General features: G+C 45.9%; 14 protein-coding genes. 12 read left to right on the top strand and 2 right to left on the bottom strand.

All coding sequences use genetic code 11. The features are described from left to right. The coding region (locus H503_RS0108575) for an IS3 family transposase (protein WP_026385434.1) at positions 1-313 on the top strand (313 nt) is incomplete at its 5' end. A 63-nt stretch (positions 314-376) separates the two neighbouring features. Here the strand turns inward: H503_RS0108575 and H503_RS0108570 are convergent. After that, positions 377-1,126: a helix-turn-helix domain-containing protein gene (locus H503_RS0108570; RefSeq protein ID WP_009014621.1), complete on the bottom strand. Its 750-nt coding sequence runs from the start codon at positions 1,124-1,126 to the stop codon at positions 377-379. Positions 1,127-1,329: 203 nt separating this feature from the next. Between H503_RS0108570 and H503_RS0108560 the strand changes: the two genes are divergently transcribed. From H503_RS0108560 to H503_RS0108510, 11 genes are all read left to right on the top strand, one after another. Beyond that, positions 1,330-1,713 (top strand): RidA family protein, encoded by a 384-nt coding sequence (locus H503_RS0108560; RefSeq protein ID WP_009014620.1) that lies wholly within the window; start codon positions 1,330-1,332, stop codon positions 1,711-1,713. Between the two features lie 12 nt (positions 1,714-1,725). After that, positions 1,726-2,901 carry a MalY/PatB family protein gene (locus tag H503_RS0108555; RefSeq protein ID WP_009014619.1) on the top strand — a complete coding sequence of 392 codons (1,176 nt, stop codon included), beginning with the start codon at positions 1,726-1,728 and terminating at the stop codon, positions 2,899-2,901. A gap of 117 nt (positions 2,902-3,018) precedes the next feature. Continuing rightward, positions 3,019-4,272, top strand: coding sequence for a dicarboxylate/amino acid:cation symporter (locus H503_RS0108550; protein WP_009014618.1), 1,254 nt, complete (start codon positions 3,019-3,021; stop codon positions 4,270-4,272). A 30-nt stretch (positions 4,273-4,302) separates the two neighbouring features. After that, entirely contained in the window at positions 4,303-4,554 is a 252-nt protein-coding gene (locus H503_RS0108545; RefSeq protein WP_009014617.1) for a glutaredoxin, read from the top strand. A 105-nt stretch (positions 4,555-4,659) separates the two neighbouring features. Then, positions 4,660-5,946, top strand: a complete 1,287-nt coding sequence (locus tag H503_RS0108540; protein ID WP_009014616.1) for an L-cysteine desulfidase family protein — start codon at positions 4,660-4,662, stop codon at positions 5,944-5,946. A gap of 23 nt (positions 5,947-5,969) precedes the next feature. Then, complete coding sequence (locus H503_RS0108535) at positions 5,970-6,458, top strand: GNAT family N-acetyltransferase (protein WP_014129015.1); 489 nt, start codon at positions 5,970-5,972, stop codon at positions 6,456-6,458. A 256-nt stretch (positions 6,459-6,714) separates the two neighbouring features. Further along, positions 6,715-7,866: an aldo/keto reductase gene (locus H503_RS0108530; protein WP_016459402.1), complete on the top strand. Its 1,152-nt coding sequence runs from the start codon at positions 6,715-6,717 to the stop codon at positions 7,864-7,866. 85 nt (positions 7,867-7,951) lie between these two features. Next, the gene (locus tag H503_RS0108525) at positions 7,952-8,476 is read left to right on the top strand and encodes a cysteine hydrolase family protein (protein WP_009014613.1); all 525 of its coding nucleotides are present in this window, start codon (positions 7,952-7,954) and stop codon (positions 8,474-8,476) included. A 117-nt stretch (positions 8,477-8,593) separates the two neighbouring features. Continuing rightward, a complete protein-coding gene (gene pta / locus H503_RS0108520) occupies positions 8,594-9,607 on the top strand; it encodes a phosphate acetyltransferase (protein ID WP_009014612.1) in 1,014 nt (337 codons plus the stop codon). A gap of 171 nt (positions 9,608-9,778) precedes the next feature. After that, a complete protein-coding gene (locus H503_RS0108515; protein ID WP_022227446.1) occupies positions 9,779-10,465 on the top strand; it encodes a response regulator transcription factor in 687 nt (228 codons plus the stop codon). Next, on the top strand, positions 10,462-11,925 hold the full coding sequence (locus tag H503_RS0108510; protein WP_026385675.1) for an ATP-binding protein: 1,464 nt from the start codon (positions 10,462-10,464) through the stop codon (positions 11,923-11,925). The genes H503_RS0108515 and H503_RS0108510 overlap by 4 nt, the downstream gene beginning before the upstream one ends. Positions 11,926-11,999: 74 nt before the next feature. Here the strand turns inward: H503_RS0108510 and H503_RS12980 are convergent, their stop codons facing one another. Continuing rightward, entirely contained in the window at positions 12,000-12,194 is a 195-nt protein-coding gene (locus H503_RS12980) for a hypothetical protein (RefSeq protein ID WP_367281723.1), read from the bottom strand. Positions 12,195-12,261 lie beyond the last annotated feature (67 nt).

Genomic DNA, 12,261 nt, shown 5'->3' with positions numbered 1-12,261 from the left:
GGGTTTAATTATGCACTCGGATCAGGGATGGCAGTATCAGCATGAATATTACAGAAGTGAATTGAAAAAGCATGGAATTATACAGTCAATGTCGCGTAAGGGCAACTGCTATGACAACAGTATTATGGAGACCTTTTTTGGTCGGATGAAAAATGAAATGTATTACGGAAGCGAAAAAGAATACACCTCGTTCAAGGTATTTGCTAAAGCAGTGAAAGAATACATTCATTATTTCAACAAGGAAAGGATTCAGAAAAAAACAAAATGGATGCCTCCCGAAATATATCGGGAAACATCCACTAATGCCATTTAACTAATTTATATGCGTCCAGTTTTTGGGGTACACATCATCTCGAAGGGCCCTTTTTGGGTTTTATTATACAACAACCATATAGTTATAGAGTTTCATAAGGCGATAATCTTCCTTGGTGAGGATTAGCGATTTGGCAAATTCCTTGGTCTTGGGAATCCTTACTTTAGAAAGCAGGACCTTGCCAGCGGTGGGCATGAGCGGACGGGAGGAAATCCCAAATGCCAGACCCCATTTTGTTTCACTATCTATATAAGGTGAGGGAACAGAAATCATGTACTGATCCAGACGGGCATTGCAATTTTGAAATATAAAGTTTGTGATGGCACCAAAATGAACCATATGGCCTAAGTAAGAATCCTCACAAAGATGTTCATTATCGTTTTGGAGAAGATTCATATACATTTTAACGAGATAGCTCCCTTCTCCTAAAAAAGGGGAAGGAATGAGACCGTTACTAGAATCGGTCTCTTCAGCCTTTTGAATGCACTCAATAAGACTTTCACGAATTTTCTTCTGTCGTCCATCATAGGTGTAGGCATAAAAGGATGTGAGGCCAGAAAAAAAAGCAGGCACAATACTTGCCGCCATTTCTTTTTTGGGAAGGGGTGGTTCATAAAGAAGTGCTGTCACGGGTATAGAAAGAGCCGATGCTATGTCATAGAGAACGGATAGGTCGAGTGCAATTTGCCCTTTTTCGTACTTATAGAGTGTTGCTTGACTTTTGCAGATGGATTCAGCCAAATCCTTGATGGTCATATGTTTTTGGATACGGTAGAATTTGATCTTGCTTCCAATTTCTTTAAGAGGTTCCATGGCTGTCTCCTATAAATCCAAATTTAAAATGAAATCAATCGACTTTTTCATTTTAAAGGGAAACAAAGGAAAAAACAACCCTTTTTCTCATGTAAAGAAGTAAAATGATTCATTATTTATCATTTTATGAGAAAAATAAAATTTTCTAAATAATTCAAATATAGCTATAATGAGGCCAACTAAGAAAGACCAAGGAGGCTATCATGAAACAAGAAATAAGAACCGAAAAGGCACCTAAAGCCATTGGGCCTTACAGTCAGGGAATCCTTTCAAAAGGATCCATTCTTTATGTTTCGGGCCAACTGCCCGTTGATCCCCAAACGGGAGAATTTCCCGCGGAATCCATAGAACAACAAACCCGTCAGTCTCTTGAAAACATCAAGGCAATTCTTCAAGGGGCCGATCTTGGTATGGAACATGTTGTGAAAACAACAGTCCTCTTAGCGGATATAGCTGATTTTGGTGCCATGAACGCTGTGTATGGGACTTATTTTGCGGAACCTTTCCCTGCTCGGGCAGCGTTTGAGGTTGGAGCTCTTCCCAAAGGCGCGCGGGTAGAGATTGAAGTTGTGGCAGTAAAGGAATAAGGAGACATTTTTATGAAATACAACTTTGATGAAGTCATCGATCGGAGTCAAAATCGTTCTTCCAAGTATGATGAGCGGGAAAAGGTCTTTGGAACTATGGATGTAATCCCCCTTTGGGTAGCGGATATGGATTTTCGTACGGCTCAGCCCATCATTGACGCATGCAGAAAGAAGGCTGAAGAAGGAATTTGGGGCTATACATCCCGTCCCGCAAGTTATTTTGAAGCTGTTAGGGAATGGGAAGAAAAACGCAATCAGTGGAATCCTGATACCCGTCTTATGAGTTGGGCCATCGGAGTTGTTCCCGCAATGGCTTCCCTGATCAAGCTTTTTACAAAAAAAGGAGACCGTATTCTGTTCCAGACGCCTGTTTATTCCGAGTTCTATGATATTACGGAACATACGGGACGAACTGTAGCGGAAACGCAGATGACCCGTACTGAAACAGGGTGGACCGTTGATCTTGAGGATTTTGAAAAAAAGGCAAAAGACGCTAAGGTGTTCCTTTTCTGCAATCCTCATAATCCTTTGGGTATCGTCTGGACAGCGGAAGACATCCAGAAGATGATGAAAATTTGCCAAAAATACGGACTTCTCGTCGTTTCTGACGAAATTCATTCCGACCTTATTTTCCATGGTAAGAAACATACTCCGACAGTTCTTGCGGCTCCCTTTTATAAGGATCATATTATTACCTGCGTATCGGCGACAAAAACCTTCAATTTAGCAGGACTTCAGGCGTCAACAACAATTTTTCCTGATGAGGATATGAAAGCCCGCTTTGACACCTATTGGTCCAGCATGGATATTCACCGTAACAATGCTTTTAGTTCTGTGGCTATGGAAGCTGCTTATCGTGAAGGGGAAGAGTGGTTGGAACAGCTTCTTGCCTACATTTCGGATAATTTTGATTTTGTTCGTTCTTATTGTAAAGAATATATTCCTGAAATCAAACCAAATCTTCCGGATGCAACGTACCTTATGTGGCTTGATTGCCGCGATCTTCATATGACGAATGATGAACTGGTGGATTTCTTCATCCATCAGGCAAAACTAGGACTCAATCCTGGTCATTCTTTTGGCCGCTCTTTAAGTGGTTATATGCGTCTTAATGTGGCTTGTCCTCGGAAGACCTTGGAAAAAGCGTTGGGGCAGCTGAAAAGAGCTGTGGAAAAAATCCGTAAATAAGTATCCAATATTTGTTCATCTATATATACTCAATCCAATTATATGCTGACCTATTTTCGTTGTCTTTGAATCGAGGGGAAGGATGACGGAAACGCTGAAAGAGAAAGGGAGAACAAAATGAACAAGAATGAGATTTGGAAGTCCTATCGCTTTCCTCTGATTCTTTTAGGAGGAATTTTTCTCGGAGCTCTCATTGGTGTCATCTGGGGAAAACAGGCCGCAGTCCTTAAACCTTTGGGGGATATCTTTATTAACCTGATGTTTACAATCGTAGCCCCTATGGTCTTTTTCTCTATTGCCAATGCCGTCGGCAGTATGCTGAATCTCAAACGATTAGGGAAAATCTTGGGCAGCCTTATCCTCACATTTGTAACAACGGGTCTTTTTGCAGCTGCTGTTGTTCTCATTGTGGTCAATATTTTCCCGCCAGCTAGTGGAGTTCAGGTTTCCATGCAGGGTGTTGAACTTGCAAAACCGATTTCCGCTGGAGAAATGCTTGTCAAAACACTCACTGTCGATGATTTTCCAAAAATTTTCAGCCGTTCCAATATGCTCCCCTGCATTATTGCCGCCATTTTCACAGGTGTCGCGGTTTCCATGAATGGCGGGCAAGATTCTCCTCTGGGAAAAGTCATTGCTAACATCAATTGTGTTATCATGACACTCATTGATATGGTCATGAAACTTGCTCCAATTGGTCTTGGCGCTTACTTTGCCAATCTCGTCGGAGAGTATGGACCCCAGCTTATTGGTCATTATGGGCGGACGATGCTCATCTACTACCCCATGTGTGTGTTCTATTTTGTCATCTTTTTCAGTGGATATGCTTATTATGCGGGCGGCAAACGAGGTGTCCGCGCATTTTGGAGCAATATATTGAACCCTGCCATTACGGCTTTTGGTACGCAAAGTTCCAATGCAACACTTCCAACAAGCATGATTGCCTGTGAAGAAATCGGCGTCCCAGAAGATATTTACGGCATTGTACTGCCTATGGGTGCAACGATGCACATGGACGGTTCGGTTCTTTCCTCCATCGTCAAGATTGCCTTCCTTTTTGGTATCTTCAACATTCCTTTTATTGGGGTTGATGTCTATATCAAAGCCATCATCGTTTCCATTTTGAGTGCCTTTGTTCTATCAGGAGCACCAGGCGGCGGTCTTGTTGGGGAACTTCTTATTGTAACGCTGTTCGGGTTCCCTCAGGAAGCTTTTCCCCTCATTGCAACGATTGGGTACCTCGTTGATCCTATGGCAACCTGCCTCAATGCCAGTGGTGATACCGTTGCTTCTATGATGATTACCCGCATGGTTGAAGGAAAAGATTGGATGGATAAAAAGCATGATCATAGCTGCAACTGTTCTGAATAGATAAGCTGAGCCTTGAAAGGAGATGTTTTTATGCAGATCAAAATCATTGGAAGTCATCAGTGTCCTGATACCCTCTATGCGCTTCATGTTCTTGCAGAAAAGGGGTATGAAGTTGATTTTGTTGACATTTTAGGAAGTCATGCCGGACTTAAGGAATACTTGACACTTCGTGAAACAGATGCACTTTATAAGGATATTTGTGGAACACAGCGTCTTGGCATTCCTTGCATGATTTTAGAGGATGGAACCAAGACCCTATCTCTCAAGGATTGTCTCAAATAGTTTACCCCCTACCCGCAAAAGTGTGAGATTTCTCTTTTGCGGGTTTCTTCTGTGATGACCTTGTGGTATTATCATGGCTGTACTTTCAGAAAGGATCGAAGCCTTATGCATGCATTGACGAGACTGATCAAAGAAGATATGAAACCTGCTTTAGGTGTAACTGAACCGGCAGCAATTGCCTTTGCTGTAGCGTTGGCGCGGAACCATCTGCCTGAAGAAGTGACAAGGGTAGTCCTTCACCTGACGAGCGGGCTATATAAGAATGCTTTTACTTGTGGTATCCCTAATACGACCCATGTAGGAAACGATTTTGCCGCGGCCCTTGGTTTGGTTGCGGCAGATCCGCAAAAGGAACTCCTCTGTCTTGACGGTGTAACGGAAGAAGATGTCAAGAAAGCTGAAGGGCTTGTCAAAAATGGGATCATCGATGTCATTATGGATCGCATTACAAGTCGTATTGAGATTCGCGCAGTAGTCATGGGGAAAAAACATGAGGCGGAAGTCGTGATTCGCGATGCCCATACTCATGTGGTAGAAATAAAAGAAGATGGAAAGACCATTTATTCAGCGGATAATCTTGCTCAGGCAGAAGAAAATGAAATTCCCTTCATCCATCGCTGCAGCATAGAGGACATACTGGACTACATAAAGACCGTACCCTATGAAGAAATCGCCTTTGTGAAAGAGGCGGTGATCATGAATCGGGCTTTGGCTGAGGAAGCTCTCCGGAATCAACAGACAACTTTTGCACGGACTTTAAAAGTCATGAATGATAATAAACTAGTTTCGGAGGATGCCATTCGAACCGCCAACTTGTTTTGCAATGCAGCTATTGAAGCCCGTGTGATTGGACTCAATCTTCCTGCTATGAGCATTACTGGATCAGGGGCCCATGGAATCATGGCAACTATGCCTCTATATGCCTATCAGCAAGTGTGGAATTTAACGGAAGAGGCGCTTCTTCGTTCGATTTGCCTTAGTTATCTTGTTTGTATGTACATCAAGGAATATTCGGGGAAACTCTCGGCCTTCTGCGGCTGTGCCATTGCAGCGGGAACGGGGGCGGCCTGCGGACTTGTCTATCTCATGGGCGGCGGCCATGACGAAATCCAAAAAGCAATTAGCAACATGGCAAGTTCCATTACCGGCATGATTTGCGATGGGGGCAACCAAGGGTGTATCATGAAGGGCATTACAGCAGTAGAACTTTCGTTCACATCGGCAGAACTTGCCATGCGGGGTCGCTATATCTTCAGTAACCATGGAATCAATGGTAAAACAGCAGAAGATACCCTGCGCAATATGGGCCTCATCGCTTCCCCTGGAATGGTGGAGACGGAAAAGACCATCATCGATATATTGAAGAAGAAACAAGAAGAAGGACGGGCCTAACGCCCGTAAGAAAGGACTTGGATATGGAACTGAAGAAGGCGACAAAAGAAGATGTTGCGGCCATTGCAGCCCTAGAAGCACGCTGTTTTCCCAAACTGGAGGCGGCGACGGAAGCTTCTGTAAGGGACCGGGTTGCGGTCTACCCGAATCATTTTCTGCTCTTATTTGACGGGACACGTCTGGTTTCGTTTGTCAATGGATTTGTGACGGATGAAAGGAATCTTACGGATGAAATGTATGAAAAGGCAGGTATGCATGATGAAAATGGGGCCTGGCAGATGATTTTTGGGCTTGATACGGATCCAGATTATCAATGCCAGGGTCTTGCTGCTAAGGTCCTTATGGCTTTTATTGAACAGGCCCGTAAGGAAGGCCGCAAAGGTCTTGTCCTTACCTGTAAGAAACGCTTGATTCATTACTATGCCCGTTTTGGCTTTGTCGATGAGGGGGTTTCGGGCTCAACACACGGAAATGTCGTGTGGCACCAGATGAGGCTCACCTTTGCCGTTTAGAATCAAGGCCTGAAAGAACATAAAGCCTTTTGGGTTCACCCTTGGTGACCTCGTGGTGTTATATCGTTCCTTATTCCGCCTAAGGCGGGGCATGGGGGTCTTTTCCTTAAGGGGTACCTTTCGGAAGAGACCCTTTTTCGCATTCCTTCGATGTTTTTTATTCTTTCTTTTCTATTTTCTCCATTGTAAAATAATGAGAAAGAACGAGGACGCATTATTTTATGAAAACGGTGCTTTTAGAAAGAGAGGGATGACAATGCAGACGGGATTTCCAGAAGTGAAGAAAAAACTTGGTTTTGGAGCCATGCGTCTTCCCATGATTGGGGAGAAAGTTGATCTTGCAGCTTTTTCAAAGATGGTGGATCTTTTTCTGTCGGAAGGCTTCAATTACTTTGATACGGCTCATCCTTATCTTAATGGTGAATCGGAACTAGCGCTCCGCGAGGCCTTGACGAGCCGCTACCCGCGGGAAGCCTACCTTCTTGCCAATAAGCTCACGGCCCCTTATTTTGATCAAGAATCAGATATCCGGCCTTTTTTTGAAAAACAGCTTCAATGGTGCGGCGTCAGTTATTTTGACTTTTACCTGATGCATGCCCAGAATCTTGGCAACTATGATAAGTTCCAGCGCTGCCATGCTTATGAGACCGCCTTTGCCCTTAAAAAAGAAGGCAAGATCCGCCATGTGGGCCTTTCTTTCCATGATAAGGCAGAGGTCTTGGAACGGATTTTGGGAGATCACCCGGATGTTGAATTTGTCCAGATCCAGATGAACTATATTGATATGGAAAGCACTGCCGTTGACGCAAGACGGGTTTATGAGACATGTCTCCGCTTTCATAAACCCGTGATTGTCATGGAACCCGTTAAGGGCGGGAGTCTTGTAAAGCTGCCGCCAAAGGCGCAGCATCTTTTCGATACCCTCCAGCAGGGCGCTTATCCCAAGGCGTCAAACGCAAGCTATGCCATTCGTTTCGTGGCAGGTCATGAGGGAATTTTCATGGTTTTATCGGGCATGAGCACGCTTTCCCAGGTGGCGGACAATACGTCTTTCATGAAGGATTTCAAACCTCTTACGGATAAAGAAAAAAGAACCCTAGACGGCGTTGTCGAAGTCTTCAGCCAGCTTGACGCTGTCCCTTGTACGGCGTGCCGCTACTGCATCGAAGAAAATCACTGCCCGAAGAAGATTCCTATTCCAGATATTTTTTCCCTTCTCAATTCCATGCGTGTCTTCAACAATCATAATGCCAATTTTTACTATGAAAATGTTGTGACAGCAAATGCAGGAAAGGCCAGTGACTGCATTCTCTGCGGTGCCTGCGAGCATGTCTGTCCCCAGCATTTGACGATTCGCAAATTCCTTAAGGAGGCGGCAGCGACGTTTGAAGAACCAAAGAAAGGATAATAAAACGTCACAGTGACAAGACAGACAGCATAAGGACCTGTAGTTCCCATGGTATAATGGCGCAAAAGCATGGAGGAGACGGGTCATGAAGAAAAAGGTCTTGATTGTTGTCGATATGCAGGAAGATTTTGTTTCAGGAAGTCTTGGTACCAAGGAAGCCCAGGCCATTGTGCCCCGCGTGGCAGAAAAAGCCGCCCATTTTGATGGAACGGTCATTTTCACCCTCGATACCCATGGGGCTGATTACCTCAAAACGCAGGAAGGCAGGATCCTTCCTGTGCCGCATTGCATCAAAGGAACGGCTGGTCATCGCCTTGTGCCGGAACTGGAGAATCTGGCGGAACGGCTTGGCGCGGAAAAAGTGGAAAAGGAAGCTTTTGGCTCCCTTGCTCTTGCTGGAAAGCTTGAAAAAGTGCGGGATACCATCGAGAGCGTCGAACTTGTGGGCCTTTGCACGGATATCTGCGTTGTTTCCAATGCCCTGATCATCAAGGCGGCCCTGCCCGAAGTGCCCGTCCTTGTCGACAGTCACTGCTGCGCTGGGGTTACGCCTCATTCCCATGGGGCGGCTCTGGAGACGATGCGGAGCTCACAAGTGAAAATTTTATGAGCCCTCAAGAAAAAATTGTCCCAAGGACAAGCACAAATCTACAAAACGTGATATAATGTCAAATTAGAAGTGGAGCGCCCAGCTCTTCATTCAAAAAACAAATAGGAGTGGTTAGGAATGCCTTTTATTGATCATCTGAAATCTCGCGTCAAACCGATTCAAAAGAGAATCGTTCTTCCGGAAAACAACTCTGACAGAGCCCTTAAAGCAGCTGCCATTGTTGCTCGTGAAGGATTTGCCAAGATCATCCTTGTTGGGGATCCTGAACAGCTGAACCGTGATGCCAAGAGACTGGGTGTCTCCTTTGAAGGCATTGAAATCATCAATCCTGCAACCTATGAACGCATGGATGAGCTGTGCGCTTATTTTGCAAAACGCCGTGAAAAGAAGGGCATGACCGTTGATAAAGCCCGCGAAATCATGACCAAGGACACGACCTTCTTTGGGGCTGGCTTGGTTGCCATGGGCGATGCTGACGGGTGCGTTTCTGGTTCTACCCGTACTTCTGCTGATGTTATCAAGGCAGGTCTCCAGGTTATCGGTGTCCGTCCTGGCAACAAGACTGTTTGCTCCGGCTTTATCGTCCTCAGCAACACCAACCTTGGTGAAGGCGGTAAACTGGTCTTCGGTGACTGCGGTGTTATCCTTGACCCGACAGCTGAACAGCTTGCTGATATTGCTACGAGCTGCGCCATCCGTGCCCGTTATACCCTGGGTATCAAAGATGTCCGCGTTGCCCTCCTGACCTATTCCACGAAGGGATCCGGCACTGGTGAATCCGTTGATAAGGTTCAGCAGGCTGTTGAAATCCTGAAACAAAGAAATGTCGACTTTGCTTTCGACGGTGAACTCCAGGCTGACGCTGCCCTTGTTCCTGAAGTTGGCGAAAGAAAAGCTCCTGGTTCCAGCGTAGCTGGCCATGCCAACGTCCTCATTTTCCCGAACCTTGCTGCCGCTAACATTGGCTACAAGTTGGTTGAACGCTTCAGCGGCGCTACCTGCCTTGGGCCTCTGGTTCAGGGTCTGGCTAAACCAATCCTCGACCTGTCCCGCGGTTGCTCTGTCAGCGATATCGTTGACGTTGTTGCTGTCTGCGCAAGCGATGCTATCCTTGCTGACAGCCTGAAGTAATTCCGGTTAAGAAGCTGCAAAAGCTGCAAGAAAATGGATTTTCATTTTCCTGCAGCTTTTTATTTTTTCGCCTTGTGTAAAAATTGTACTCTATTCTTACACAATTTTTACACAAAAAAGGGGACGTCACTCCAACTTCGTATTATAATAAAGAAAAAAGGAGGGGTGATGATGCCTTGTATCTACTGTGTGGAAGATGATGAGAACATCCGTGAACTTGTGGCCTATGCCCTGGAAAGCCAGCAGTTTGAGACACAGACATTTGCTGACGGGGAATCTTTTTATAAAGTCCTCGAAAAAAAGATCCCTGATTTGGTGTTGCTTGATATCATGCTGCCGGGCGAAAGTGGAATCGAAATCCTTAAAAAGATCCGGCATAAGGAGAGGACGGCAGACCTTCCGGTCATCATGCTGACGGCACGAACCAGTGAATATGATGTTGTCAAAGGACTCACCATTGGGGCTGATGATTATGTCACCAAACCTTTTGGCATCTTGGAATTGATTTCAAGGATCAGGGCCGTTTTACGCCGTTCCCACCGAGTGGAGAAACCTTCTGAGATGCTGGTGTGCGGGCCTGTCACCTTGGACCCCCTAAAGCATGCCGTCTCAGCTTATGGGGAAGAGGTAATGCTGACGGCCAAGGAATTTGAACTGCTCCACTATCTTATGATGAACGTGGGCATCGTGCTCCAACGGGAACAGATCATGGAATCTGTATGGGGCTTTACCTACGCCGGTGAAAGCCGTACCATAGACATGCATATCAAGAGCCTGCGTCAGAAGCTCGGTGAGGGAGGACAGATTATCAAGACAATCCGCGGCGTGGGATACCGGCTTGATGAGCCAGAATCATGAAAAAGAAAATCTTTTTGAGTCTTATTGGCATTGGAATCGGTGCAGCCCTATTGACGCTCCTTTTCCTGACTGTTGGCTTTTGGCGAACCCTTAGGGCGCAGACCATGACTGTCCTTCAAGACACCGTCACGGTTATTGCCGCTAAGGCAACCCGTACGGATGATATCATTGAGTTTATTGAGGAAACTGCTGAGGCTTCCAATCATCGCCTTCGCTTTACGTGGATTGGTCACGATGGGCGCGTTCTTTATGAAACGGATTACAGCGCTGCCCAAATGGAAAATCATGGCAATCGTCCGGAAGTTGTGCGAGCCCTTAAGGAAGTAGACGGCGTTGCTACGCGTCAGTCCGCTACCTTGGACCATATTACGTATTATGCGGCGCGGCGCCTGCCCGACGGATCGGTTCTGCGGGTAGCCATTCGTCAGGATACGGTTTACGCGGCCTATTTCAGTCTCATTCCCTATATCCTGATTTTTCTCGTCCTCATAGGCAGCGGCTGCTTTTTCGTTGCAACGAACCTGACCAAGCGCCTTCTTCGGCCACTTACAGAGACGGCCGATTACATGCGTGTCATGGGGACCAAACCCCTTGTGACAACGGATAAGGAAGTGGACATTCCGAAACTTCCAGCCACGTATCCCGAGCTGAGTCCCCTTGTCGATAAGATCACGGAACAAAGCCGTACCATCCAGGAATATATTTATACCTTGGAAGAAGATAAAAAGACCATCAAGCGGATCAGTCGGGAGCAGGAAAAGCTGCGACGCGAGTTTACAGCGAACGTCACCCATGAACTGAAGACGCCGCTTACAAGCATCCAGGGGTTTGCGGAAATGATGGCGGCAGGTATGGTGGGGAAAAAGGAAGACGTGAGGCGTTTTGGTGCCCTTATCGTGAAGGAATCCAAGCGCCTTTTGGAACTCATCAACAGCATCCTCTTCCTCACAAAGATTGAAGGACCGGAAACACAGGACCTGGCCGTAGCCGTAAGCCTCAAATCCATTACGGAAAGTGTCGCAGGCTTTATGGAACCCGTGATTGCGGATAAGAAAATCCAGCTCCATCTTGCACTCACGGAGGATAAGGTCATGGGGCACAGCGATATGCTGCGCGAAGTGGTTCTGAACCTTGTCGATAATGCTGTAAAGTACAATCGCCCTGGTGGACATGTCTACGTAACGATGGAAAAAGCAGAAACCGGCAGGAACCTTCTTTTTACCGTTGAAGATACGGGCATCGGGATCCCCAAGGATAAACAGGACCGCGTCTTTGAACGTTTCTACCGCGTTGAAGAAAGCCGCAGCAAGCGCATAGGCGGTACGGGCTTAGGTCTTTCCATTGTCAAGCATATCATTGAACAGCATCATGGCACGATCGCCCTCACAAGCCGCGAACATTTCGGCACGAAGATTGTCGTGACCTTGCCCCTGTACCAGGAAGATAATCCCAAAGAATAAGGAAAAGTCGAAAAAGGCACGATGAAAGAATGAAAACAATCATTTTTTCATCGTGTCTTTTTTACATTATCGAGTCAGGATATCCCACAATTGTGGGTTGATAACCTTTTTTTACAGCCAATACTCGGAACATCTAAAAATCCTCTTTCGTGAAGTTGGCACGAGTATTTTGAAGCAGTCCGCGCTTTTGCCATGTTACGGCTGACCAAAAAGCGAATCTTGCAGTAAGGCTGTTCAAAGAGAAAATCAACCAATTCCTTGGAAGAGATGCGGGGGGCTCATTTTTGATTTCCTGTGCCATTTTTTTTCACAGAATGGATATCCTTTACTTTGCTG

Source organism: Acidaminococcus intestini DSM 21505 (genome assembly GCF_000425045.1).
GTDB classification, from domain to species: domain Bacteria; phylum Bacillota; class Negativicutes; order Acidaminococcales; family Acidaminococcaceae; genus Acidaminococcus; species Acidaminococcus intestini.
The sequence above is the reverse complement of the archived record's forward strand: the minus strand, read 5'-3'. Positions and strand labels throughout refer to the sequence as shown.